A 23,407-nucleotide genomic window follows, 5' to 3' on the forward strand; every position below is an offset into this window, starting at 1 on the left:
ATTCTGTTCGTCATCCCGGCGCAGGCTGGGATCTTCCTCGTGGGGCACCATCTTTGCCGCATGAGATGCCAGCCTTCGCTGGCATGACGTTTGGTTTTGGAGAAGTTTCATGCGCGCCGAAGCGCAGTCCCACGTCGACCGTATCAATGACGCGCTGGCGCTGCTGCGCCGGTTCCTCGATTGGGACCGCGCGCTGCGCCGCCTCGACGAGCTGAACGCGCGCGTCGAGGACCAGGCGCTGTGGAACGACCCCAAGGCCGCGCAGGAGGTTATGCGCGAACGCCGCCGCCTGGACGAGGCGATCACCGCCACCCGCGCCATCCAGTCCGAGATGGACGACACCGTCGAACTCATCGAAATGGCCGAGGCCGAGGGCGACACCGCGATGGAGGCGGAGGGCGTCGAGGCGCTCGCGGCGCTGGCGGAACGCGCCGACCACGACAAGATCCAGGCGCTGCTCGCGGGCGAGGCCGACGCCAACGACACCTATATCGAAATCAACTCGGGCGCCGGCGGCACCGAGAGCCAGGACTGGGCGGGCATGCTCCAGCGCATGTACACGCGCTGGGCCGAACGCCGCGGCATGAAGGTCGAGCTGATCGACTATCACGCCGGCGAACAGGCGGGTATCAAGTCCGCGACTTTGCTCGTGAAGGGCGAGAACGCTTATGGCTATGCCAAGACCGAAAGCGGCGTCCACCGCCTCGTCCGCATCAGCCCGTATGACAGCGCCGCGCGCCGCCACACCAGCTTCTCCAGCGTCTGGGTCTATCCGGTGATCGACGACAATATCGTCGTCGATTACAACGAAAGCGACCTTCGCATCGACACGTACCGCGCGTCGGGCGCCGGTGGCCAGCACATCAACACCACCGATTCGGCGGTGCGCATCACGCACATCCCGACCGGCATCGTCGTGCAGTGCCAGAACCAGCGTTCGCAGCACAAGAACAAGGCAGAGGCGTACAACCAGCTGCGCGCGCGCCTGTACGAACTGGAACTGCAGAAGCGCGAACAGGCCGCCAACGCCGAAAACGCCACCAAGACCGACATCGGCTGGGGCCACCAGATCCGCAGTTACGTGCTCCAGCCGTATCAGCTGGTGAAGGACCTGCGCACCGGCGCCACCTCCACCGCGCCGGGCGACGTGCTCGACGGTGCGCTCGATCCGTTCATGGCCGCCGCGTTGTCGCAGCGCGTGACGGGCGAGAAGGTCGACGTGGAGGACGTGGATTGATCCGGCCCCGGGCCCGCGCCATCGCCGTCGCCACGGGGCTGTGCCTCGTCGCGTCCGCATGCGACGGGTCCAAGCCGCTGCTGAAGCGCGACGACGCGCCCAGCCAGTTCCCGGTCGCCGACCGCCCCGTCGCGCATATCGTCTCGGCCCGCTGGTCGAACGAAGAGGCGCGCGATCGCCTCAACGAAGCGTCGGAGGTGATGAACAAGGCCGGCATCGCCAAGGGCATGACCGTCGCCGACATCGGGGCGGGCGAGGGCTATTACACCATCCGCCTCGCGCAGCGCGTCGGCGAACACGGCCGCGTACTGGCCGAGGATATCGTCGCCAGCGTCCGCGATGCTTTGGCCGAACGCGTCGCCCGCGAAGACCTCGAAAACGTCGCCGTCCGCCTCGGCACCCCCGCCGACCCCAAGCTGCCGCCAGCCAGCTTCGATCGCGTCCTCATGGTCCACATGTACCACGAGATCGAACAACCCTACGAATTCCTCTGGCGCCTGCGACCCTCGCTCAAGCCCGAAGGCCTGGTCGTCGTCGTCGACGCCAACCGCCAGACCAAGAACCACGGCACGCCGCCCGCGCTCTTGAAGTGCGAGTTCGAGGCGGTCGGCTACCGCCAGGTCGCGATGACCGACATGCCGTCCGCGGGCGGCTACATGGCGACGTTCAAGGCGGTGGGGCCACGCCCGGAGCCGGAAGCGATCAAGCCGTGCGTGATGCGGGATTGATTGGGGGCGCTGGTCGCGTTTGACTGGTTGGTGACGAAACTAGCCGAAAGTAGACGTCAGTCGAAGGCGCTAATCGGCAGAAGCCTAATTCCGGATATAATTACGGCGCTCCCCTGTCCGTCACGCCAAATTGCTTAGACGCTCACAATAAAATTGCAGGTCGGGTGCCCTCCCGCACTGGGTTATGTGTTGACACCACAAACCTTTGGATACGACTTGCGCGCAATCATATAGCTGCATACCCTTGCGGTAATCGAGGGAGGGCGATCATGCATTACATTGATGTGCTTTCGAGTAACACGGAGATGGTAGAGCGACTGGGTATTGACGGTGCTCATTTAGCTTGGGTCATGGCTCAGTACCTTGAGGAAGGCGATCCGGAAGCGCTCGCGGCAATTGCTCTCACTGATGGCCCGGACGATAAAAAAATTGACTTTATATTTTTGGACCACGACAGCAAGAGGCTTGTTTTTGCTCAGGGATTTTATGCGGTAAAGCCTAGGGACTCAGCGCCAGCTAATAAAGCGTCGGATCTAAACACAGCTGCTGCGTGGCTAATCTCTGGCGATACCAGCCAGGTTCCAAAGAACCTTAAGGATATGTTTGAAAATGCTAGGGCTGCTTTGGCGGCTGATGAGATAGACACCGTTGAACTAATATACGTTCATAACTTGCCTGAGTCAGTCAACACGGCGAGAGAACTGCAAACTGCGGAAGAGCATATGCGTAAGGCGCTTGGCTCAGCGTCTATTGTGGTGCGGGCTGTGGAACTTGGTTCGTCCCAAATTCAACATCTTCATGACGCGCAAGACTCGCACATCGACGTCAAAGACGATGTCCATTTTCCTTCACCTTTCCTTTTGGAGGAAAAAGGTCCGACTTGGAACGCTTACGTAGCGTCCGTTCCGGGAATGTGGCTTCACAATGTTTATGCAAAGTATTCAGACCGCTTATTCTCGGCCAATTATCGTGGGTTCCTTGGGGGTGGTCGACGCAAGCGCGTGAACGCAGGAATCATTTCGTCTGCCGAGAGTCGGCCTGAAGATTTTTGGGCTTATAATAATGGTATAACTATTTTGACAATGGCGGTCAAAAATAGAAAAGACGGTCAAGCAACCCTTGCGGGCCTTTCGATTATCAATGGAGCACAGACAACAGGCTCAGTTGCGTCAGTCGATATATTGAAAAAGAGATTTGGTAATTTGCGCGTTCTCTGTAGGGTAATTGAAAGCTCGGACGCTGCCACAATCGCAGATATTGTAAGATTCAATAATACGCAGAACGCAATTACCAATTGGGATCAGTACAGCAATGATCCTGATCAGAAGCGCATTGCTTCCGAATTTGCGGAATTGGGTTTCAAGTACAATATCAAGCGCGGCTTCCTTGGTCAGGGTGAGCAGATTGGTGTCGACGAGGTAATTCAGCCCCTGCTGGCGTTCCATGGGCGGCCTCAGGACGCCGTGCGGGGTAAGGGGCAAATATTCGATCGCAAGCCGCTTTATCAAAACGCCTTTGACGGTAAAAAGGCACGTCATGTGCTTTTCGTCTATACATTGTCGAAAGCGATCGACAATTGGCGACTGGTGCTTAAGGCCAAGTCGAATGCTGGAAGCCTAATAGGTATTGAAAGCGATCAGCTTGATTTGATGCGGAACCTCCGTTTCAAATCCTTCTTTCTTGCCTTGATGGCAAGCACCGTAGAAACAGCATTGGGTAAGCGGTGCGATCCTCAGACGGTTGGTTTTCAGCCCGATTTTGCTAAAAGGCACACAATCGTCGAATTGACCGCGCGATGGTCGCCGTTGGTGGAAACTTTGCTCGCCCTTGTTACGGCAAGTGCAGAGGCAAGAAATTTTGCCAGTCGAATGTCTGATGAGAAATTTATGGCGGAACTTACTAAGCAGATGAACGCCTTGCTGTATGCTATGGGCGCTGCTGGTAAGCATGCGACGTTCGCTGAGCACGTCACCGGCGTTTAGCCCTCATATAGTGTGCTCAACATGATTCCGGTGGCGTCACGAACCGTCACCGGTCCTTCCAATTTCACCCCACCCACCCCACATCCGCCGTCATGCCGCGAGCGCTCTGCCCCGCTGCCCCCTTCCAGTCTCCGGTTCGAAAATGCGGGTTAGCGGCTCCGCATGTGACGTATCGTCCACATCGTCCACTTTGGAACCCGCGGTACGGCCCCGCCGCGTCTGAATCCGCGCCCGACTCACACCATCCCGAGCGCGCGCAGGCTGGTGATGCGGTCGCCCGCCAGGATCAGATGGTCGAGCAACTCCACCTCCACCGCCGCGCACACACGGGCCAGCGCGCGGGTGTAGGCGAGGTCGGCGGGGCTGGGGGTGGCGTCGCCGCTCGGATGGCCGTGGCCCAGGATCAGCGCGGCGGCGTCATGCGCCAGTGCGCCCGCAATCACCATGCGCAGCGACAGCGCGACCGACGCCCGCCCGCCGCCGACATCGATGCGGCCCAGAAGCCTCCGTTTCGGATCGAGATACAGCACCGCCGCGCGCTCCACCGCGCCCTCCGCCAGCCCGGCGAACAGCCGCGCCGCCGCTGCGGCGCCGGTCACCACGGGGGCGGGGGGCGAAGCGGGCACGGGGGCCATGACCGGGAAGGGGGGCGTCGTCGTCACGCTTATGTCCTGTCACGCCGCGCCGTGCCGTGCAGCGTCCCGCGCATCCGTTTCGGAGCAAGTCCCGCCGGGGTGGCGACTCGCACCCGCCTCCGCTACCCAGCGGGGATGCGCCAATATCTCGACCTCATGGACCGCGTGCTCACCAGCGGTGCCGAGCAGATGGACCGGACCGGCACCGGCACGCTCTCCGTCTTCGGCGCGCAGATGCGCTTCGATCTCGCCCAGGGCTTCCCCGTGCTCACCACCAAGAAGCTGCACCTGCGCTCGATCATCATCGAACTGCTCTGGTTTCTGCGTGGGCAGACCAACGTGCGCTGGTTGCAGGAGCAGCGGGTAAGCATCTGGGACGAATGGGCCGACGAGGCGGGCGAGCTTGGCCCCGTCTACGGCAAGCAATGGCGCGACTGGGATGCAGGCGACGGCCGCCACATCGACCAGATCGCCGAGCTGATCCAGCAGATCAAAACGCAGCCCGCCTCGCGCCGCCAGATCGTCTCGGCGTGGAATCCGGGCGAGCTGCACGCCATGGCGCTCGCGCCGTGCCATTGCCTGTTCCAGACGCGTGTCGCCAACGGCCGGCTGTCGCTGCAACTCTATCAGCGCTCCGCCGATATCTTCCTGGGCGTGCCGTTCAACATCGCCAGCTATGCGCTGCTCACCCACATGCTCGCGCAGCAATGCGGGCTGGAGGTCGGCGAGTTCATCTGGACCGGCGGCGATTGCCACCTTTACACCAACCATCTCGACCAAGCACGCCTGCAGCTGACCCGCCAGCCCGGCCCGCTGCCCCGCCTCGAAATCTTGCGCACGCCCCCGGGGATCGACCAGTACGAATACGAAGACTTCATCCTGCACGATTACGAGGCGCAACCGCACATCAAGGCGGCCGTCTCCGTATGATGACCTTCCACCTCGCGCGCGCCGACAATGGGGTCATCGGCCGCGACGGGCAGCTCCCCTGGCGGCTACCCGCGGATCTGAAGCGCTTCAAGGCGCAGACGATGGGCCGCGCGATGGTGATGGGGCGCAAGACGTTCGAAAGCTTCCCGTCGCCCTTGCCGGGCCGCCGCCACATCGTCCTGACCCGCGACTCCGCCTGGGCCGCCGAGGGCGCCGAGGTGGCCCACACCCCCGCCGCCGCGCTGGCGCTGGCGGGCGAGGACGTCGCGGTGATCGGCGGCGCGGAGGTGTTCGCGCTATTCCTCCCCCAGGCCGACCGCATCGAACTCACCGAAGTCCACGGCGACTATACCGGCGACGCCACCGTCCCTCCGTTCGACGGCTGGCGTGAGGTGGCCCGCGAGGATCACCCCGCCGAGGGCGACCGCCCCGCCTACAGCTTCGTGACGCTCGTCCGCCCCGACGCGGCGCACTGAAGGCACCGCCATCGCTTGACGCGGCGGCGATCCGTTTCCACTGGTAGCCGGTGGGTCATTCACGCGCTTCGTGCGTTGGGGGTGGCTGCCTCTTGCCTCGCTTCGAAAACGGTGCCCCGACCCGATGACCGATATTCCCAACACCCAGCCTGACAGCCGCGAAACCACGATCCTCGACGCCCCCGACAAGATGGTCGGCGTCCGCGACCTGTTCGGCATCGACAGCGACATGGAAGTGCCGGCGTTCAGCGAGGCGGACGAACGCGTCCCCGATCTCGACCCCGCCTATGTCTTCGATCCCGACACGACGCTGGCGGTACTGGCGGGCTTCGCCCACAACCGCCGTGTGATGGTGCAGGGCTATCACGGCACCGGCAAATCGAGCCACATCGAACAGGTTGCGGCGCGCCTCAACTGGCCGTGTATCCGCATCAACCTCGACGCGCATATCAGCCGCATCGACCTGATCGGGCGCGACGCGATCGTGCTGAAGGACGGCCAGCAGATCACCGAATTCCGCGAGGGCCTGCTCCCCTGGGCGCTGCAGACGCCGACCGCATTGGTCTTCGACGAATATGACGCGGGCCGCCCCGACGTGATGTTCGTCATCCAGCGCGTCCTGGAAACCGAAGGCAAGCTGACGCTGCTCGACCAGAATCGCGTCATCCGCCCGAACAAATGGTTCCGCCTGTTCGCGACCGCCAACACCGTCGGCCTTGGCGACACGAGCGGCCTCTATCACGGCACGCAGCAGATCAACCAGGGCCAGATGGACCGCTGGAACATCGTCGTCACGCTCAACTATCTGCCCGCCGCGACCGAGGCGCAGATCGTGCTCGCCAAGTCGGGCGAATACGACAAGCCCGAAGGCAAGAAGCAGGTGGATAACATGGTCCGCGTCGCCGACATGACGCGCAAGGGCTTCATCAACGGCGACATTTCGACCGTCATGAGCCCGCGCACCGTCATCACCTGGGCGCAGAACACGCTGATCTTCGGCGACGTCGGCTTCGCGTTCCGCCTGTCGTTCCTCAACAAGTGTGACGAGAACGAACGGCCGCTGGTGGCGGAATATTACCAGCGCGTCTTCGGCAAGGACCTGCCGGAGAGCGTGGTGGGGAAGGCTTGATCGGCCGGGTGGGCTAACCTACTTGGTCCACCCACTGGAGATACACGATGGCAGAGGCCGACCCGCAGAAGACGTTCAACGTCCACGAGGCGAAGACGCAGTTTTCGAAGCTGGTCGACCGCGCCCATGCTGGCGAGGAGATCATCGTCGCCAAGGCCGGCGTTCCTTACGCGAAATTGGTGCCGATCGAACCCGTTGCGAAGCGCAGGCGGCAACCGGGGCGGTGGAAAGACCTGAAGCTTTCGTATGACGACATCATGGCGCCGTGTTTTACGCCGGCGGAACTCGACGAGATCGAGAACGCCAGTGTCTTCCCGCCCCTCACCTGATGCGGCTGCTCCTCGATACCCACGCCCTGCTTTGGTGGTGGCTCGCCGATCCGGCTCTGCCGCCGCGTGCCGCGGCCGCAATCGAGGATGGGGATAACCTCGTCTTCGTCAGCGCCGCAACCGCTTGGGAGATTGCGACCAAGGTACGGAAAGGACAGCTGGCGGCGATGCGTGATCGGCTTGAGCGTTTCGAAGAAGACGTCGTTGCGGATGGATTTCACACCTTGCCCGTCACGATGATCCACGGGCTGAAGGGTGGGGTGCTGCATGGCGCACATAAGGATCCTTTCGATCGCATATTGGCGGCGCAAGCGTTGTTGGAGAATATGGTGCTGGTGACGTGCGATCGCGAGATGGCGGCGTTCGGATGCGAGACCCTGTGGTAATGGCCAACGAAACCCCTCTCGACCAGTTCAAGGCGGTCCTGTCCGGCACGGCGCGGGCGATTGCGGAGGAGCCGGAGGTGGAGCTCGCCTTCACAGCCGATGCGCCGTCACAATCGGGCAAACATATCAAGATTCCGATGCCCGCGCGCGCGCTGCCGGCGGAGCAGGTGGCGGAGGCGCGTGGCTTCGCCGATGGGTTCGCGCTGCGGCTGAAGCACCACGACAGCGCAATGCACCTGCGCCACGCCCCCGCCGAGGCGGTGGCGCGCGCGGTGTTCGACGCGGTCGAGGGTGCGCGCGTCGAGGCGCTGGGCAGCCGCGGCTATGCGGGCATCGCCGACAATCTGGGCCATGCGCTCGACGTGCGGCTGCGCGCCGATCCGATCACCCGCGCCCGCACGCGCGAAGAGGTGCCGCTGTCGACCGCGCTGTCGCTGATGGTGCGCGAGGCGCTGACCGGCCAGCAGGCGCCCGCCGCCGCGGCGCCCGGCCTGGCGCTGGTGCGCGACTGGATCGAGCAGCGCACCGATCTGTCCGGCCTCGCGCTCGCGCTTGATGACCAGCGCGCCTTCCAGTCCCTCGCGATGAAGATGCTCGCCGAGCTGGAGCTGATCGAGGGCGAGGTGAAACCCGAGGAAGCGGACGACGGCGGGTCGGAGGACGAGGGCACCGACGACCAGCAGCAGGACGAGGGTGAGGACAGCGAGGACGAAGACGCCGGCCAGGGCGAAGGCCAGGTCGACGCGCGCGGCGAACAGCAGCAGTCGGACAGCGACGATAGCGAGGGCGAAGAGTTCGGCGAGGACTCGATGGACGACCTCGACGGCGAGGCGGGCGAGGATGGCGACGACGGCACGCAGCCCGTCCGCCCCAACCGGCCGAGCGGCGATTACATGCCGCAGTTCGACTACAAGCCGTGGACGACGCAGTTCGACGAGGTGATCGCGGCGACCGATTTGTGCGACGCCGACGAACTGGCGCGGCTGCGCGGTTACCTCGATCAGCAACTGGCGCACCTGCAATCGGCGGTGTCGAAGCTCGCCAACCGGTTGCAGCGCCGGTTGATGGCGCAGCAGTCGCGCAGCTGGGACTTCGATCAGGACGAGGGCATGCTGGACGCCGCGCGGCTCGCCCGCGTCGTCGTCAACCCGACGCAATCGCTGAGCTACAAGATCGAGCGCGAGACCGATTTCCGCGACACGGTCGTCACGCTGCTGATCGACAATTCGGGCTCGATGCGCGGCCGCCCGATCGGCATCGCTGCGATCAGTGCGGACATCCTTGCCCGCACGCTGGAGCGCTGCGGCGTGAAGACCGAGATCTTGGGCTTCACCACCCGCGCCTGGAAGGGCGGGCAGAGCCGCGAGACGTGGCTTGCCGCCGGGCGCCCGCCGCAGCCGGGCCGCCTCAACGACATCCGCCACATCGTCTACAAGAAGGCCGACGAGCCGTGGCGGCGCGCGCGCAACAACCTCGGCCTGATGATGCGCGAGGGGCTGCTGAAGGAAAATATCGACGGCGAGGCGCTGCTGTGGGCGCACAACCGCCTGATCGCGCGGCCCGAGGATCGCCGCATCCTGATGGTCATCAGCGACGGCGCGCCGGTCGACGATTCGACGCTCTCGGTCAATTCGGGCAGCTACCTCGAACGGCACCTCCGCCAGGTGATCGGCTGGATCGAAGGCAAGAGTCCGGTCGAACTCGTCGCCATCGGCATCGGGCACGACGTCACGCGCTATTACGCACGCGCCGTCACGATCATGGATGCCGAGCAGCTGGGCGGCACGATCATCGAACAGCTCGCGGCGCTCTTCGATACGCCGTGATGGTGGCCGGGGGGACGACATTTCCACGATGGATCGAGCGCGGTGCGGCCGCCGCGCTCGTGATCCTAGCGGGGCTGACGGCGGTGCCGTCGCTGATGCTGGCTTTCGTCGGCCTGTTCGCCTTCGACGCGCCGGACGCGACGGCGCACGTCCTGCCCTATGTGATGGCCATGCTGTGTTTCTCGGCACCGCTGCTCGTCGCGACAGGCGGCATCCTCGCGCTGTCGAGCGTGGTCGTCCCGGACTGGCGGCGAACCGCATCCGGCGTCGCTTGTCTGGCGTTTCCGGTCGGTGTGCTGCTGTGGTCCGGGACGCTGTTTCGACACTAACGGTATGACGGACGGTCAGCCCGGCTGGCGCCAATGGACGGTGTGGCTGTAAACGCCGGCCGTCGGCTGGCCCTGCGCGTCCGTGGCGGGCTGGAAGTGTGCGTGGCGGGACAGGCGCTGGCAGGTGCCGGTGTCGAGGTCGGGGAAGCCGCTGCTCTGGTCGATTCGGCAGCCGGTGACGCGGCCCTGCGCGTCGACGGCGAGCGTTACGGCGACATCGCCTTGCTCGCCCATGCGCATCGCGGCGGGGGGATAGTCCATGGTGCCAAGCCACGATGCCGGGTCTTCCGCCGGCTGTGGTGGGCGGGCGTGGTGGCGGGCAAGGGCCGGTTGGGCGCAGGCGACGGCGATCAGGGCGGCAGGCACTATCCGGTTACGCATGATCGATCCTCGTCTGGCGCGGCGGATGGGGACGCACGCGTACCGCCGACGGCGCCCAAGCCGTAGCCACCCCGGCTTACGATTGGCTGACGGTTTGGAGGATGGGGACGCCATCGGCACGGTGCGATTTCGGGTGGCTCATGCTCCGGCGATTGCCCATAGTCGGCTCCAGGGGGCGGACGATCCCCGCGGGAGACGGCGGCATGCGCAAATGGCTGATCGGCGGCGGTGTGATCCTCGCCCTGGCACTCGCCGGCTTTTTCGGCATCGCGCCGGTATTGATCGACCGGTCGATGAACCGCGTCATACCCGTGCCGATCCGCGTCACACCGCAGGCCCGCGCGCTGCACCGCACGCTCGCCATTGCCGACATGCACGCCGATACCTTGCTGTGGCGCCGCGACCTGCTCGATCGCGCCTCGCGCGGTCAGGTCGATCTGCCGCGGTTGCAGGCGGGCAATGTCGCGCTTCAGGTGTTCTCGTCGGTCACCAAGACGCCCAAGCACCAGAATTACGACGCCAACGGCGCCGACACCGACAATATCGCCCTGCTGGCGATCGCGCAGATGCAGCCGCCGCGCACCTGGGGGTCGCTGCTGCAACGCTCGCTATGGCATGCGGAAAAGCTGGACCGCGCCGCTGCGGCATCGGGGGGACAGCTGCGCTTGGTGCGGACACCCGCCGACGTCGACCGCCTGCTCGCCGATCGCAAGGCGTGGACGCAATGCTATGGCGACCATTGCCTCACCGCCCCGCCGGTCGGGGCGATGCTGTCGATCGAGGGGTTGCAGGACCTCGAAGGGCGGCTCGACAATCTCGATCGCCTGTATGCGGCGGGCTTTCGCATGGCGGGGATGGCGCATTTCTTCGACAATGACGTCGCGGGATCGATGCACGGTATCGCCAAGGGCGGCCTGACGCCGTTCGGCCGACAGGTGATCGCGGCCATGGAAGCGAAGGGCATGATCGTCGACGTCGCGCATGCCAGCCACGCCGCCGTCGCCGACATCCTGCGCGTCGCCAAGCGCCCCGTCGTCTCCAGCCATGGCGGCGTGCAGGCGACCTGCCGCGTCAACCGCAACCTGACCGATGCGGAGATCAAGGGCATCGCCGCGACCGGCGGGGTCGTCGGCATCGGCTATTGGGACGCGGCGGTCTGCGCAACCGATCCCGCCGCCGTCGCCCGCGCCATCGCGCACGTCCGCGACCTCGTCGGCGTCGACCACGTCGGCCTCGGCTCCGATTTCGACGGCGCGGTGACGACCGGGTTCGACACCAGCCAGCTCGTCGGGATCACGCAGGCACTGCTCGATCGCGGCTTCACGCCGGATGATATCGCCAAGGTGATGGGTGGCAACGTGCTGCGGCTCCTGCGAAACGGTCTTGCGCCCGCTCTTGCTCCGGGGGCGCCACGGTCCTAGGGCGCGCATGACATGGAGCGGCTGGACGGCGGCTCGACGGTGCCGCCGCATCTGGCAGGGGGGATCGTCGCGCTCGGCAATTTCGATGGCTTTCACCTCGGGCACCAGGCGGTGGTCGGGCAGGCGGTCGCGCGGGCCCGGGCCGAGGGGCGGCCGGCGCTGGTCGCGACCTTCGATCCGCACCCCGTCCGCCACTTCCGCCCCGACACGCCGCCCTTTCGCCTGACCACGCTCGACCAGCGCGAACGCCTGTTCGCCGCGGCGGGGGTGGATGCGATGGTCGTCTTCGCCTTCGACGCGGCCCTCGCGGCCTTGTCCGCGGAGGCCTTTGCCGAACGGCTGGCGGCGCGGTTGCAGGTGGCGGGCGTCGTCACCGGCGAGGATTTCACCTTCGGCCAGGGTAAGCGTGGCGACGTCGCGATGCTGGCCGCGCTCGGCACGGCGCACGGCTTTACCGCGGAAACGGTCGGTGCCGTGACGCTGGACGGGGAGACGGTGTCGTCCAGCCGCATCCGCGCGTTGCTGCGCGCCGGCGATCCGCGCGGGGCCGCACGCCTGCTCACCCGCCCGTTCGCGATCGAAGGCACCGTGCAGCACGGCGACAAGCTGGGCCGGACGATCGGCTATCCCACCGCCAATCTCGACATGGGCAAATATCTCCGCCCCGCCTACGGCATCTATGCCGTCACCGCGCGATTGCCCGGCGGACGACGGGTGCAGGGCGCCGCCAATCTCGGCATCCGCCCGACCTTCGATCCGCCCAAGGAATTGCTCGAACCCTATTTCTTCGACTTTTCCGGCGACCTGTACGACCAGACCATCGAGGTCGCGCTGATCGACTATATCCGGCCCGAAGCGAAGTTCGACAGCCTCGACGCGCTCACCGCCCAGATGGAGGCGGATTGTGCCGAGGCGCGGGCGCGGCTCTCCGCTGGGGCCCGAGCATTGTGAATGACACGTTCACACCTTGCCGCTAAGCCGTAACGACCTATGAGCGACACGCCCGACACTGCCAAAGATTGGCGCGACACCGTCTTCCTGCCGAAGACCGACTTTCCGATGAAGGCGGGCCTCGCCGCGAAGGAGCCCGCGATCCTGGAGCGCTGGGCGCGGATCGGCGTGTACGATCGCCTGCGCGAACAGCGTAAGGGCCGGGATTTGTTCGTTCTTCACGACGGCCCGCCCTATGCCAACGGCGACATCCACATGGGCCACGCGATGAACAAGGTGCTGAAGGACATCATCGTCCGCAGCCAGTCGCTGATGGGCAAGGATGCCCCCTATGTGCCCGGCTGGGACTGCCACGGCCTGCCGATCGAATGGAAGGTCGAAGAGGCGTATCGCGCCAAGAAGCAGAATAAGGATGAGGTGCCGGTCGCGCAGTTCCGCGCCGAATGCCGCGCCTATGCCGATCGATGGGTGGGTGTGCAGCGCGACCAGTTCCAGCGCCTCGGCGTGATGGGCGACTGGGCCGACCCCTATCTCACGATGAATTACGACGCCGAGGCGACGATCGTCGGCGAGTTGCTGAAATTCGCCGAAAGCGGCCAGCTGTACCGCGGCGCCAAGCCCGTCATGTGGTCGCCGGTCGAAAAGACCGCGCTGGCCGAAGCCGAAGTCGAATATGAGGACATCGTCTCGACGCAGATCGACGTCGGGTTCGAGATCGACCATGCGCCCGAAGCCGACATCCTGGTCGGCGTGACCGCGGTCATCTGGACGACGACGCCGTGGACGATTCCCGTCAACCAGGCGCTCGCCTATAATCCGGCGCTCGATTACATCCTCTTCGGCTGCGGCGGCCGGCGTTTCCTCGTCGAGGAAAACCTGATGGGTGCGTTCATGAAGCGCACCGGCCTGAAGATGGAAGAATTCATCGCGCTGGTGAAGGGCGCGGTGCTGGAAGGCGCGACGGCGAAGCATCCGATGCATGGCCTCGGCGGCTTCTTCGCCAAGCCGCGGCCGTTCCTGGCGGGCGAGTTCGTCACCCGCGACGCCGGCACCGGCCTCGTCCACATGGCGCCCGATCATGGCGAGGACGACTTCCTGCTGTGCAAGGCGCATGGGATCGACCCCGTGTTCGCGGTGGATGGCGCGGGCATGTACCGGCCGGACTGGGCGTGGCTCGGCGGGCAGGGCAGCGTCATCAACAAGAAGTTCACCAGCGCCGAAGGCCCGATCTGTTCGGACCTGCGTGCGGCGGGTGCCCTGCTGTCGGCGAGCGACGATTTCGCGCACAGCTACCCGCATTCGTGGCGGTCGAAGGCGAAGGTGATCTTCCGCGCGACGCCGCAATGGTTCATCCCGATGGACCGCGCGATCCTGAACGATGGCGAAGGCCGCGCCAGCAACGGCGCGACGCTGCGCGAAACCGCGCTGGATGCGATCGAGCATACGCGCTGGGTGCCCGAACGCAGCCGCAACCGCATCCGGTCGATGGTGGAGGGGCGCCCGGACTGGGTGATCAGCCGCCAGCGCGCCTGGGGCGTGCCGATCGCGCTCTACGTCAACCGCGCGACCGGGGAGTATTTGAACGACGCTGCGGTCAACGCGCGCATCGTCGCCGCCTTCCGCGACGGCGGTGCGGATGCGTGGTTCACCGCGGACCACCAGACGCTGCTCGGCGCCGATTATGACCTCGCCGACTTCGAACCGCAGAACGACATCCTCGACGTGTGGTTCGACAGCGGCTCAACCCACGTCTTCACCGTCGAGGCGCGTTACGGCGCCGACGTGCGCGCCAACCTGTACCTCGAAGGCAGCGACCAGCATCGCGGCTGGTTCCAGTCGTCGCTGCTCGAGAGCTGCGGCACGCGCGGCCGTGCGCCCTATGACGCGGTGCTGACCCACGGCTTCGCGCTCGACGGGCAGGGGCGCAAGATGTCGAAGAGCCTCGGCAACGTCGTCGACCCGCTGAAGGTGATTGGCGAAAGCGGCGCGGACATCCTGCGCATGTGGGTCGCTTCGACCGACTATTTCGACGACGTGCGCATCGGCAAGGAAGTGCTGGGCACGGCATCCGACGGCTATCGCAAGCTGCGCAACACCTTCCGCTATTTGCTCGGCGCGCTCGACGGCTTCACCGAAGCGGAGCGCGTGCCGGTCGAGGCGATGCCGGAGCTGGAGCGCTACGTCCTCACGCTGCTCGGCCAGCTCGACATGGACCTGCGCGAGGCGGCGGAGGCGTATGAGCTCAACCGCTACCTGCGCCGCCTGACCGACTTCGCGAACGAGGACCTGTCGGCCTTCTTCTTCGATATCCGCAAGGATTCGCTCTATTGCGATGCGGCGACCGATCCCAAGCGTCGCGCCTATCGCACCGTATTGGACGTGCTGTTCCACGCGCTGGTCCGCTACGCCGCGCCGATCCTGTGCTTTACCGCAGAGGAAGTGTGGCAGGCGCGCTTCCCGAGCGAGGACGGATCGGTGCATTTCCTCGAATGGCCCGAGCTGCCCGCGCTGCCCGGTGACGAGCCGCTCGGCACCGACTGGGCCGACGTCCGCTCCCTGCGTGCGAGCGTCACCGAGGCGATCGAGCCGCTGCGCCGCGAGAAGAAGGTGAAGTCGAGCCTGGAAGCGGAAGTGACCGTGCCCGAGATGCCGCTCGACGCGGCGGCGCTCGCCGAGACGTTCATCGTCGCACGGGTGAGTGAGGGCGACGAGGTGACGGTAACGCGCACCGACTATCACAAATGCGGCCGCTGTTGGCGCCACCTGCCCGACGTCGCGGTGGATGGCGATCTGTGCGCGCGGTGCGAGAGCGTCGTCGGTCATGCGTAACCTGCCCGTCTCCGGCCTGGTCACCGCCGCGCTGCTGTTCGTCGCCGATCAGGCAACGAAGTTCGCGATCACCGACGTGCTGCAGCTCAACGATCTGACCGCCGAACGCTACGTCACGCCGTTCTTCAACCTGCGTTTCGTCGCCAACCACGGCATTTCGCTGGGGCTGCTCCACGCCGATACCAACACGATGCGCTGGGCGCTCGTCGCGATGACCGGCGCAATCGCCATTGCCGTGGCGATCTGGATGACGCGCGAGCCGGCGCGGCCCGACCGCATCGCCTTGGGCGCGATCCTGGGCGGCGCGCTGGGCAATATCGTCGACCGCGTGCGCTTCGGTTACGTCGTCGACTTCGCCGATCTGCACTTCGGCGATTGGCGGCCCTTCCTCGTCTTCAACGTCGCGGATGCCGCGATCACCCTCGGCGTGCTGGTGCTGCTTGTCCGCGCGCTCCTGATGCGCGACAAGCGCGACATTCCCTCGGAGAATCCCCATGCGTAAGTCAGTTCCGATTCTCGCCGGCCTCGCCTGCGTCGTTCTCCTCTCGGGCTGCGGCAAGCGCGGCTACGACCGTGCGCGTCCCGACGAATTCGCCGTCGCGCGCCAGGCGCCGCTGGTGATCCCGCCCGATTTCGCGCTGGTCCCGCCGCAGCCGGGCGCCGCCCGCCCGCAGGACAATCAGGCGACCGCGCAGACGCTCGACGCGCTGTTCGGCGGCAACACGGCCCGCAGCGCCGCGGAGAATGGCGTCGTCAACCAGGCCGGCGGCGACGCGGCGGATGCTGGCATCCGCTCCGAGGTTGGCGATCCGCAGACCAACGTCGTCGACAAGGGCGCGACGACGCGCGACATCGTGGCCGCCCCCGAAGGCGACGGCCAGGACGCGCGCGCGGCGGCGACCAAGAAGTAACGCTTCCCCCGAGTCCGGGACACGCTGCCCGACAGTCGATAGGATCGACGGTCGGGTAAGTCGTTTGAAGGGCGGCCGGAGTCGCCGATGCCGTACTACATCTGATCATTCCGCTATGGAGCGGGACGGCCTTAGATCGGTCCGTCATGGCAAGCCGCAGCGAAGCCATCCAGAGCCGGACCAAGACGCCCTGGATCGCCGCGCTTCGCTCGCGATGACGGCTCAGGTTCGGCTAGGTGCTGCCCCGCTGCGGAGCGGTAGCCATCAGCCATAGGCTCTTTCCCACGATCGCCTTTGGAAACGATGAACCCCGAACGTTTCCGTTAAGGTGTTCATCTTGTCTGTGGTGCCGCCGCGGAGGCAGCAGCGCTCGCCCGGTCAGGCACGCGCTCGAAACGCCGCGAGCCCCCGGTCGAGGTCGGCGATCAGATCGTCCGGGTCTTCCAGACCGATCTGCAGGCGGACCAGCGGCCCGGCATAGTCCCGTGGCGCCGCGGTGCGGATGCGCGCCGGATCCGCGGGGATGGCGAGGCTTTCGAACCCGCCCCAGCTATAGCCGATGCCGAAATGGTCGAGCGCGTCGATCAGTGCGGCCCGCGCCGCCTCGTTGCCGCCGTTGAGCACGAAGGAAAACAGCCCGCTCGATCCCTTGAAGTCGCGCACCCAATATTCGTGGCCGGGGCAGGACGGCAGGGCAGGGTGGAGCACCTGCGCAACCTCTGGCCGGGTCGATAGCCATTGCGCGATGGCCAGCGCGCTCTTCTGATGCTGGGCGAGCCGGACCGCCATGGTGCGCAGGCCGCGGCTGCCGAGCCAGGTATCGTCGGGCGACGTCACCTGCCCCAATTGATAACTGACGTCGCGCAGCGCCGCATAATGGCCGGGCGCGGCGGTTACCGACCCCAGCATCACGTCGCTATGCCCGACGACGTACTTCGTCGCGGCGAGGATAGTGAGGTCGATGCCCTTCTCGATCGCCGGGAAGAACAGCGGCGTCGCCCAGGTGTTGTCGAGCATCGTCGTCAGCCCGTGGCGCTTGGCGACGGCGACGATCGCGGGCAGGTCCTGCACCTCGAAGGTCAGGCTGCCCGGGCTTTCGAGGAAGATCGCCTTGGTGGCGGGGCCGATCAGCTGTTCGATCCCCGCGCCGATCAGCGGATCGTAGAAGCGGGTGGTGACGCCGAACCGCTTCAACAGCTGCATCGCCTGTCCCCGCGTCGGGTCATAGGCGCTGTCGACCAGCAGCAGTTCGTCGCCCGGCGACAGGACGGACAGCAACGCCGCGGCGATCGCCGCGACGCCAGAGGGGTAGAGGAACGTCGCCTCCGCCCCCGGCTCCAGGCTCGTCAGCGCATCGGCGAGGCTCCATTGCGTCGGCGTACCGCGGCGGCCGTAATAGAGGCGGTGGTGCGTGTCGCCGTGCCCGTTGGCGCGCAGATCGGCGATGTTGTCGTAGAGGATGGTCGAGGCCCGCCAGACCGGCGGATTGACGATCCCTGCGGTCCATTCGGGGCGGCGGCCCGCCTGGACGACGCGCGTGGCATCGCCCAGGCGAGCTTCCGGGGAGGTTTCGTCGTCGGAGTTACGCGTCAACGGCTTCCTTGGCTCCCATGGCCTTGGGCGTCGAGCGATCCGCTCCCCATTCCGACCAGCTGCCGTCGTACAGCGCCGAATCCTTGCCCAGCAAGTGCAGACCGAATGCCAGCGTGGATGCGGTGATGCCCGAACCGCAGGTCAGCGTAATGGGTTTGTCCAGGTCGACGCCCGCACCCTCGAACGCGGCCCGCAGCGCGTCACCCTGTTTCCAGGTGCCATCGGCGTTGAAGATGCCGGTGTACGGCAGGTTCTTTGATCCGGGGATATGGCCGGCGTGCGTCGCGGGGCGTGGATCGGGTTCCTCGCCGGTGAACCGCGCCGCCGATCGGGCGTCGAGCACCTGTTCGGCCCGGCTGTCGACGTTCGCCTTCATCTGGTCGAGGTCGCGCACGTTCTTCCTGTCGGCCCAGACGGTGAAGTGGCGGTGGCGCAGCTGTTCCTTGCCGCTCGCCGTCTCACGCCCCTCGGCCTGCCATTTGGCGAGGCCGCCGTCGAGGATCGCGACATCATGGGCGCCGAACGTGCGCAACATCCACCATGCGCGCGCTGCGGTATGCCAGGGGGAATTGTCGTAGAGGACGATGCGGCTGCCATCGCCCAGCCCCAGGCTCTGCATGCGGCTGGCGAACTTTTCGGCGGAGGGCAGCATCATCGGCAGATTGCTGTCGGTATCGCGCAGCTCGCCGAGACTCATGAATACGGCGCCGGGGATGTGCGCTGCTTCATATTCCGCTGCCGCATCGCGACCCAGCGCGGCGTCCACATAAGTGGCATCGACGATCCGCAGGTCGCTTGCGCCCATCTCTGCGGCCAGCCATTCGGTCGTCACCAACGCGTCCATCACACTCTCTCCATTCACGTTTGCACGTTCACGTTCGGGCTACGCTGGGGAGGAGTGCCCGGATGTCTCAATAACCGGATTCGCCTGCAGTGTCGAGGCTCTGTAAGAAAGTTTTAGCGTGGGCGCGTGTTTCATTACGAGATTGCGCGCTTTGCTTCTTCCATGTCGCGTACGGCATGCGCAGCCGCTGGTTGTCGCCAAGCTTGCCTTCGTGCCGCGCGAGGAAGTCCCAGTAGAGGGCGTTATACGGGCAGGCATCCTCGCCCACCCGCTTCTTCACGTCGTAGCGGCACTGCCCGCAATAATCGCTCATCCGGTCGATATACGCGCCGGACGAGATATACGGCTTCGATCCCAGCAGACCACCGTCGCCGAACTGGCTCATGCCGAGCGTGTTGGGCAGCTCGACCCACTCATAGGCGTCGATATAGACTTCCAGATACCAGCGATGCACCTCGGCCGGATCGGCGCCGATCAACAGCGCGAAATTGCCGGTCACCATCAGCCGCTGGATGTGATGCGCGTGCGCGGTCTCCAGCGTCTGCCCGATCGCTTCCTGCAGACAGTGCATGTCGGTGTCGCCGGTCCAATACCAGCCGGGCAGCTTGCGCTTATGGTTCAGGAAATTGCGGGTCACATAGTCGGGCCCCTCGCGCCAATAGATGCCGCGCATATATTCGCGCCAGCCGATGATCTGACGGATATAGCCCTCGACGGAGTTGAGCGGCGCACGGCCGGCGCGATATTCCGCTTCGGCGCGGCGGCACAGGTCGAGCGGATCGAGCAGGCCCGAATTGATGTAGGGCGACAGGATCGAGTGCCACAGATAGCGCTCGCCGGTCAGCATCGCGTCCTCGTAATCGCCGAACTGCGGCAGTGCCTTGGCCATGAAATAGGCAGCCTGTTTCTCGGCATCCTTGGCGGTGACGGCATAGGCGAAGCCGTCGAGCGTGCCGGGGTGGTCGGCAAAGCGCTCCGCCACCAGCGCCAGCACGTCCTTGGTGATCGCGTCGGGTTTGAAGACATGCGGCTGCGGAATGAACAGGTCCGCCTTGGCGGGCTTGCGATTCTCCTTGTCGAAGTTCCAGCGATCGCCGACGGGTTTCTTGCCGTCCATCAGCAGCCGGGTCTTGCGACGCATGTCGCGATAGAAGAACTCCATGGTCAGCTGCTTGCGGTCACTGGCCCAGGCGTCGAATTCGGCATGCGTGGCGACGAAGCGGTCGTCGGGGCGGATATCGACGGGGATGCCGAAGATCGTTTCCCAACTCTCCAGCATCGCCGCGACGCGCCATTCGCCGGCCTCAGTCACGACGATCCGGTCGGGCGCGTGCCGCTCCACCGCGCGCGCGATTTCGCCGGTGAAGCTGCCCGAATTGTCGGGGTCGTCGAGCTTGACGTAATCGACCGTCCATCCGGCCTTTTCGAGCGCCTTGGCATGGTGGCGCATGGCGGACAGGATATAGGCGATCTTCTGCTTGTGATGGCGGACGTAGGTCGTCTCGTCGCCGACCTCCATCATCAGCACGATCGTGTCATCCGGGTCGGCATCGCGGAGCGCGGACAGCGTGGGCGTCAACTGGTCGCCCAATACGGGAACAAGCGTTTTCATCCGGCCTCGCGTCTCCTACATGGGCCGCCATGACCCCGATGCATCTTGGCCAGACCAGCCAGCTGCCCGCTTCTCCCGAAGAAGCGGTGCTCGATTATGTTCCCAATCCGCGTCTTGGTACGACCTATCTCGTCCGGTTTGCGGTGCCCGAATTCACGTCACTGTGCCCGGTGACGGGGCAGCCCGACTTCGCGCACCTCGTCCTGGACTATGTGCCGGGCGACACGATCGTCGAATCGAAGTCACTAAAGCTGTTCCTCGGCAGCTTCCGCAACCATGCGGCCTTTCACGAGGATTGCACCGTCGGCATCGGCCAGCGGCTGTTCGACGAGATGAAGCCGCAGTGGCTGCGGATCGGCGGCTATTGGTATCCCCGTGGCGGCATTCCCATCGACGTTTTCTGGCAGTCGAGCGCGCCGCCGGCCGACCTGTGGCTGCCCGATCAGGGCGTTGCGTCCTATCGCGGGCGAGGTTGATCGAGATCAGCATCATTGCCAGGTTGCACTGCAACATGAGTGCAACCTTTCGGCCGATCGGCTGTTCATCCTTCGGCAAGGTTGCGGCTCTGCCCGTAATGTTGCGCCAGCGAAGGATGAGGTATGGTGACCACGGCAGCACAGGGTGACGCGATCCGGCATCTGGCCTTGATCGGGAACTTCCTGCCGCGCCAATGTGGTCTGGCGACGTTCACGACCGACGTGTGGCAGGCGATGCGTGATCGCTTCCCCGATGTGCAGGTCGACGTTTATGCGATGGACGATCATCCGGGCCGGTACGCCTATCCGCCGGCGGTGACGGGAACGATCCCGCAGCACGATCTGTCCGCCTATCTGTCGACGGCGCGCACGATTGAGGCAAGCGGCGCGCAGGCGATCTGGGTGCAGCACGAATATGGCATCTATGGCGGACCGGCCGGTGAGCATCTGCTCAGCCTACTCGATCGCACGACTTTGCCGGTCATCGTAACCCTGCACACGGTCCTGGAAAAGCCGAACGCCGACGAGCGTCGCGTGCTGGAAGGCCTGTTGCATCGCGCTGCCAAGATCGTGGTGATGGCCGAGCGCGGTCGCGACATCCTGCGCCGCGTCTATGGCGCAAATCCGCGTCAGATCGCGATGATCCCGCACGGCGTGCCCGACCGCGCGTTCGTCGATCCCGAGACGTTGAAGCCGCGCTTCGGCTGGCAGGGACGCGATGTCGTGCTGACCTTCGGCCTGCTCGCGCCCGGCAAGGGCATCGAGACGATCATCGAGGCACTGCCCGCGATCGCGGAGCGGCATCCCAATCTGCTCTATGCGGTGCTGGGCGCCACCCACCCCAATCTCGTTGCGCATGAAGGCGAGGCCTATCGCGATCGGCTGAAGGCGCTTGCCGATAAGCTGGGCGTCGGCGACAATGTCGCGTTCATCGACGGCTTCGTCGAGCATGACGAACTGCTCGACTATCTGCAGGCCGCCGACATCTATGCGACGCCCTATCTCAACCCCGCGCAGATCACGAGCGGGACACTGTCGTACGCGGTCGGCGTGGGCAAGGCGGTCGTTTCGACGCCCTACGTCCATGCGACGGAGATTCTGGCGGATGGCCATGGCGTGCTGGTCGACTTCCGCGACGTCGCCGCCTTCGCGCGCGAGATCGATCGCCTGCTGTCGAGCAAGCGGGACCGGACGCGTCTGGCGCAGCGCGCCTATGATCGCGGCCGCACGATGATCTGGCCCCGGCTCGCCGAATCGGCGCTGCACGAGCTGGAGGTCGCCGTCGCCTCGCGCCCGCGCCGGCTCGCCCAGTCGGCGCCGCATGGCCTGCGCGCGCTCGAGCCCAATTTCGCGGCGGTCGAGCGGATGAGCGATGCGACCGGCATGCTCCAGCATTCGATCTATTCGGTGCCCGATCGCCGCCATGGCTATTGCATCGACGATAACGCCCGCGCGCTGATGCTGATGAGCGCGATGGACGACCTCGATCCCGTCGCGCGGGACAAATGGACGACGATCTACGCCTCGTTCATCCAATACGCCTGGAATCCGGAGGCGCGGCGGTTCCGCAACTTCATGAACTTCGACCGGACGTGGTGCGAGGACGTGGGGTCGGAGGATTCGAACGGCCGCGCGATCTGGGCGCTTGGCGTTACCGCGCGGGACGGCAAGGACGCCAAGCACCGCGACTGGGCGCGGACGATGTTCGATCGCACCGCCAGCCTGGCCCTGGAACTGGGGTCGCTGCGCGCGCAATCGTTCGCGATGCTGGGTGCCGCAGCGATGCTGGAGACGTCGCCGGGGCATGAGCTCGCGCGGTCGATCCTTCAACGCTTCCCGGACGATCACCTTGCCCTGCTGGCGGCAGCACGCCGGCCGGAATGGCGCTGGTTCGAGATCGTGCTGGCCTATGACAACGCGCGGCTGCCGCAGGCGCTGGTCGTTGCCGGTCAGGCACTGGGTCGACAGGACCTGATCGATTGCGGGCTGGAGACGCTCGACTGGATCGTCGCCAAGCAGACGTCGCCGGAGGGGCGCTTTCGCGCGGTGGGCACGGAGAGCTTCCATCGCCCCTATGCCGATCCGTTGCAGTTCGATCAGCAGCCGCTGGAGGCGCAGGCGACGGTGGACGCGTGTCTGGCCGCCTGGCGGGCCACGGGCGACGCGCGCTGGGTTGCCGAGGCGGAGCGGGCGTATGGCTGGTATCTGGGCCACAACGACCTCGACCTGCCATTGGCGACGGCAGCGGACGGCGGCTGTTTCGATGGCCTGATGCCGACCGGGCTCAATCGCAATCAGGGTGCGGAGTCGATCCTGGCGCTGCAGCTGGCAAGTTGTGCGATTTCGGGGCTTTCAAAGGCGACCCAAGGCGTGGCAGGGACATCGCGCGCCGTCGCCTGATA

Annotated in this window: 22 protein-coding genes; 17 read left to right on the plus strand and 5 right to left on the minus strand. The window is 65.5% G+C overall.

The genetic code is table 11. From position 1 onward, the window contains the following. The first annotated feature begins 109 nt into the window (after positions 1-109). The 3 genes from prfB (at position 110) to ACP7A3_RS07760 (ending at position 3,947) form a co-directional block, all read left to right on the plus strand. Positions 110-1,237 carry a peptide chain release factor 2 gene (prfB, locus tag ACP7A3_RS07750; RefSeq protein ID WP_426256214.1) on the plus strand — a complete coding sequence of 376 codons (1,128 nt, stop codon included), beginning with the start codon at positions 110-112 and terminating at the stop codon, positions 1,235-1,237. Further along, a complete protein-coding gene (locus ACP7A3_RS07755; protein WP_295562248.1) occupies positions 1,234-1,965 on the plus strand; it encodes a class I SAM-dependent methyltransferase in 732 nt (243 codons plus the stop codon). The genes prfB and ACP7A3_RS07755 overlap by 4 nt, the downstream gene beginning before the upstream one ends. Before the next feature lie 269 nt (positions 1,966-2,234). Further along, a complete protein-coding gene (locus tag ACP7A3_RS07760) occupies positions 2,235-3,947 on the plus strand; it encodes an AIPR family protein (protein WP_426256213.1) in 1,713 nt (570 codons plus the stop codon). Positions 3,948-4,183: 236 nt separating this feature from the next. Here the strand turns inward: ACP7A3_RS07760 and ACP7A3_RS07765 are convergent, their stop codons facing one another. After that, the gene (locus ACP7A3_RS07765; RefSeq protein ID WP_426256212.1) at positions 4,184-4,609 is read right to left on the minus strand and encodes a JAB domain-containing protein; all 426 of its coding nucleotides are present in this window, start codon (positions 4,607-4,609) and stop codon (positions 4,184-4,186) included. A gap of 108 nt (positions 4,610-4,717) precedes the next feature. Between ACP7A3_RS07765 and ACP7A3_RS07770 the strand changes: the two genes are divergently transcribed. The 7 genes from ACP7A3_RS07770 (at position 4,718) to ACP7A3_RS07800 (ending at position 9,987) form a co-directional block, all read left to right on the plus strand. Next, positions 4,718-5,512 (plus strand): thymidylate synthase, encoded by a 795-nt coding sequence (locus tag ACP7A3_RS07770; protein WP_426256296.1) that lies wholly within the window; start codon positions 4,718-4,720, stop codon positions 5,510-5,512. Beyond that, a complete protein-coding gene (locus tag ACP7A3_RS07775) occupies positions 5,509-5,988 on the plus strand; it encodes a dihydrofolate reductase (protein ID WP_426256211.1) in 480 nt (159 codons plus the stop codon). The genes ACP7A3_RS07770 and ACP7A3_RS07775 overlap by 4 nt, the downstream gene beginning before the upstream one ends. A 124-nt stretch (positions 5,989-6,112) precedes the next feature. Next, entirely contained in the window at positions 6,113-7,117 is a 1,005-nt protein-coding gene (gene cobS / locus ACP7A3_RS07780) for a cobaltochelatase subunit CobS (protein ID WP_017977566.1), read from the plus strand. 47 nt (positions 7,118-7,164) lie between these two features. After that, positions 7,165-7,446, plus strand: a complete 282-nt coding sequence (locus ACP7A3_RS07785) for a type II toxin-antitoxin system Phd/YefM family antitoxin (protein WP_426256210.1) — start codon at positions 7,165-7,167, stop codon at positions 7,444-7,446. Then, positions 7,446-7,832 carry a type II toxin-antitoxin system VapC family toxin gene (locus ACP7A3_RS07790; RefSeq protein WP_241890820.1) on the plus strand — a complete coding sequence of 129 codons (387 nt, stop codon included), beginning with the start codon at positions 7,446-7,448 and terminating at the stop codon, positions 7,830-7,832. The genes ACP7A3_RS07785 and ACP7A3_RS07790 overlap by 1 nt, the downstream gene beginning before the upstream one ends. Further along, positions 7,832-9,658 (plus strand): cobaltochelatase subunit CobT, encoded by a 1,827-nt coding sequence (cobT, locus tag ACP7A3_RS07795; RefSeq protein ID WP_426256209.1) that lies wholly within the window; start codon positions 7,832-7,834, stop codon positions 9,656-9,658. Before ACP7A3_RS07790 ends, cobT begins: the two co-directional genes overlap by 1 nt. Beyond that, a complete protein-coding gene (locus ACP7A3_RS07800; protein WP_426256208.1) occupies positions 9,655-9,987 on the plus strand; it encodes a hypothetical protein in 333 nt (110 codons plus the stop codon). The genes cobT and ACP7A3_RS07800 overlap by 4 nt, the downstream gene beginning before the upstream one ends. Before the next feature lie 15 nt (positions 9,988-10,002). On the opposite strand, the gene ACP7A3_RS07805 is transcribed toward ACP7A3_RS07800, so the two are convergent. Then, positions 10,003-10,368 (minus strand): energy transducer TonB, encoded by a 366-nt coding sequence (locus ACP7A3_RS07805; RefSeq protein ID WP_426256207.1) that lies wholly within the window; start codon positions 10,366-10,368, stop codon positions 10,003-10,005. Between the two features lie 203 nt (positions 10,369-10,571). Here ACP7A3_RS07805 and ACP7A3_RS07810 point away from each other — a divergent pair, with 203 nt between their 5' ends. From ACP7A3_RS07810 to ACP7A3_RS07830, 5 genes are read left to right on the plus strand one after another with little or no spacing between them, the layout of a single operon-like run. After that, positions 10,572-11,789, plus strand: a complete 1,218-nt coding sequence (locus ACP7A3_RS07810) for a dipeptidase (RefSeq protein WP_426256206.1) — start codon at positions 10,572-10,574, stop codon at positions 11,787-11,789. A gap of 12 nt (positions 11,790-11,801) precedes the next feature. Continuing rightward, entirely contained in the window at positions 11,802-12,740 is a 939-nt protein-coding gene (locus ACP7A3_RS07815) for a bifunctional riboflavin kinase/FAD synthetase (protein ID WP_426256205.1), read from the plus strand. Between the two features lie 39 nt (positions 12,741-12,779). Then, positions 12,780-15,569: an isoleucine--tRNA ligase gene (gene ileS, locus ACP7A3_RS07820; protein ID WP_426256204.1), complete on the plus strand. Its 2,790-nt coding sequence runs from the start codon at positions 12,780-12,782 to the stop codon at positions 15,567-15,569. Beyond that, the gene (lspA, locus tag ACP7A3_RS07825) at positions 15,562-16,071 is read left to right on the plus strand and encodes a signal peptidase II (protein ID WP_426256203.1); all 510 of its coding nucleotides are present in this window, start codon (positions 15,562-15,564) and stop codon (positions 16,069-16,071) included. The genes ileS and lspA overlap by 8 nt, the downstream gene beginning before the upstream one ends. Next, positions 16,064-16,480, plus strand: a complete 417-nt coding sequence (locus ACP7A3_RS07830) for a DUF3035 domain-containing protein (RefSeq protein WP_017977575.1) — start codon at positions 16,064-16,066, stop codon at positions 16,478-16,480. The genes lspA and ACP7A3_RS07830 overlap by 8 nt, the downstream gene beginning before the upstream one ends. Positions 16,481-16,858: 378 nt before the next feature. Here ACP7A3_RS07830 and metC read toward each other — a convergent pair whose 3' ends face one another. From metC to ACP7A3_RS07845, 3 genes are all read right to left on the minus strand, one after another. After that, positions 16,859-18,073: a cystathionine beta-lyase gene (gene metC / locus ACP7A3_RS07835; protein WP_426256202.1), complete on the minus strand. Its 1,215-nt coding sequence runs from the start codon at positions 18,071-18,073 to the stop codon at positions 16,859-16,861. Then, positions 18,063-18,917 carry a 3-mercaptopyruvate sulfurtransferase gene (sseA, locus tag ACP7A3_RS07840; RefSeq protein WP_426256201.1) on the minus strand — a complete coding sequence of 285 codons (855 nt, stop codon included), beginning with the start codon at positions 18,915-18,917 and terminating at the stop codon, positions 18,063-18,065. The genes metC and sseA overlap by 11 nt, the downstream gene beginning before the upstream one ends. A gap of 67 nt (positions 18,918-18,984) precedes the next feature. Continuing rightward, positions 18,985-20,529 carry a cryptochrome/photolyase family protein gene (locus ACP7A3_RS07845; RefSeq protein WP_426256200.1) on the minus strand — a complete coding sequence of 515 codons (1,545 nt, stop codon included), beginning with the start codon at positions 20,527-20,529 and terminating at the stop codon, positions 18,985-18,987. 29 nt (positions 20,530-20,558) lie between these two features. Here ACP7A3_RS07845 and queF point away from each other — a divergent pair, with 29 nt between their 5' ends. After that, positions 20,559-21,005 carry a preQ(1) synthase gene (gene queF, locus ACP7A3_RS07850; RefSeq protein ID WP_017977579.1) on the plus strand — a complete coding sequence of 149 codons (447 nt, stop codon included), beginning with the start codon at positions 20,559-20,561 and terminating at the stop codon, positions 21,003-21,005. Positions 21,006-21,128: 123 nt separating this feature from the next. Then, on the plus strand, positions 21,129-23,405 hold the full coding sequence (locus ACP7A3_RS07855; protein WP_426256199.1) for a glycosyltransferase: 2,277 nt from the start codon (positions 21,129-21,131) through the stop codon (positions 23,403-23,405). Positions 23,406-23,407: the final 2 nt, after the last annotated feature.

It is taken from the genome of Sphingomonas sp. DC5200-1 (genome assembly GCF_049897245.1).
Taxonomy (GTDB): domain Bacteria; phylum Pseudomonadota; class Alphaproteobacteria; order Sphingomonadales; family Sphingomonadaceae; genus Sphingomonas; species Sphingomonas aquatilis.

What these genes read in the sequence shown, in the direction of transcription:
- prfB (WP_426256214.1), top strand. Translation starts at nt 110, where the DNA reads ATGCGCGCCGAAGCGCAGTCCCACGTCGACCGTATCAATGACGCGCTG.
- ACP7A3_RS07760 (WP_426256213.1), top strand. Translation starts at nt 2,235, where the DNA reads ATGCATTACATTGATGTGCTTTCGAGTAACACGGAGATGGTAGAGCGA.
- ACP7A3_RS07770 (WP_426256296.1), top strand. Translation starts at nt 4,718, where the DNA reads ATGCGCCAATATCTCGACCTCATGGACCGCGTGCTCACCAGCGGTGCC.
- ACP7A3_RS07775 (WP_426256211.1), top strand. Translation starts at nt 5,509, where the DNA reads ATGATGACCTTCCACCTCGCGCGCGCCGACAATGGGGTCATCGGCCGC.
- cobS (WP_017977566.1), top strand. Translation starts at nt 6,113, where the DNA reads ATGACCGATATTCCCAACACCCAGCCTGACAGCCGCGAAACCACGATC.
- ACP7A3_RS07785 (WP_426256210.1), top strand. Translation starts at nt 7,165, where the DNA reads ATGGCAGAGGCCGACCCGCAGAAGACGTTCAACGTCCACGAGGCGAAG.
- ACP7A3_RS07790 (WP_241890820.1), top strand. Translation starts at nt 7,446, where the DNA reads ATGCGGCTGCTCCTCGATACCCACGCCCTGCTTTGGTGGTGGCTCGCC.
- cobT (WP_426256209.1), top strand. Translation starts at nt 7,832, where the DNA reads ATGGCCAACGAAACCCCTCTCGACCAGTTCAAGGCGGTCCTGTCCGGC.
- ACP7A3_RS07805 (WP_426256207.1), bottom strand. Translation starts at nt 10,368, where the DNA reads ATGCGTAACCGGATAGTGCCTGCCGCCCTGATCGCCGTCGCCTGCGCC.
- ACP7A3_RS07810 (WP_426256206.1), top strand. Translation starts at nt 10,572, where the DNA reads ATGCGCAAATGGCTGATCGGCGGCGGTGTGATCCTCGCCCTGGCACTC.
- ACP7A3_RS07815 (WP_426256205.1), top strand. Translation starts at nt 11,802, where the DNA reads ATGGAGCGGCTGGACGGCGGCTCGACGGTGCCGCCGCATCTGGCAGGG.
- ileS (WP_426256204.1), top strand. Translation starts at nt 12,780, where the DNA reads ATGAGCGACACGCCCGACACTGCCAAAGATTGGCGCGACACCGTCTTC.
- lspA (WP_426256203.1), top strand. Translation starts at nt 15,562, where the DNA reads ATGCGTAACCTGCCCGTCTCCGGCCTGGTCACCGCCGCGCTGCTGTTC.
- ACP7A3_RS07830 (WP_017977575.1), top strand. Translation starts at nt 16,064, where the DNA reads ATGCGTAAGTCAGTTCCGATTCTCGCCGGCCTCGCCTGCGTCGTTCTC.
- sseA (WP_426256201.1), bottom strand. Translation starts at nt 18,917, where the DNA reads ATGGACGCGTTGGTGACGACCGAATGGCTGGCCGCAGAGATGGGCGCA.
- ACP7A3_RS07845 (WP_426256200.1), bottom strand. Translation starts at nt 20,529, where the DNA reads ATGAAAACGCTTGTTCCCGTATTGGGCGACCAGTTGACGCCCACGCTG.
- queF (WP_017977579.1), top strand. Translation starts at nt 20,559, where the DNA reads ATGACCCCGATGCATCTTGGCCAGACCAGCCAGCTGCCCGCTTCTCCC.
- ACP7A3_RS07855 (WP_426256199.1), top strand. Translation starts at nt 21,129, where the DNA reads ATGGTGACCACGGCAGCACAGGGTGACGCGATCCGGCATCTGGCCTTG.